The following is a 470-nucleotide window of genomic DNA, read 5'->3' on the forward strand; positions in this document are numbered from 1 at the left end:
GCGCCGGGGACCCCAGGGCGATCCCGACCGCCGGTCAGTCCGGCCCGGTCGACCCTCGGGTGGTGCTGCTCCTCGCCGAGGCCTTCCGGCACGGCAAGGCCATCGGCGTCTGGGGCGGCGGCGACGCCGCGCTGGCCGCCGCCGGCGTCCCCGCCGACGCGCCCGGCGTCGTCGTGGGCACCAGCGGGCCCTCCACCCTGGAGAAGCTCAGCCGTCTCATGGGCTCCCACCGGGTCTGGGAACGCTTCCCGACCACGGTCTGACCCCACGGCGGACGGGCACGCGGCATCCCCCGCGCGTCCGTCCGCCGGGCGGCGTTCCGCTGCCCGGCACGCACGTCCCGGCCCGTCGCCCGCGGCGGCCCGCGGCGCGCGTCACGGCGGCCCCGCGGACCGCCGCGGCCGCCACCGTTCGTGCCCCGGCCCGGCGATGCCGTTCGCCCCGCGCCCGCCCGTCGCGCCCACCGCGCC

General features: G+C 81.5%; 1 pseudogene. It reads left to right on the plus strand.

The window, feature by feature from the left end:
- Nucleotides 1-263: pseudogene (locus ACOV8S_RS09185) on the plus strand (catalase HPII); the annotation flags it as partial.
- Between the last annotated feature and the right edge of the window lie 207 nt (nucleotides 264-470).

The organism is Streptomyces sp. CO7 (assembly GCF_053474865.1).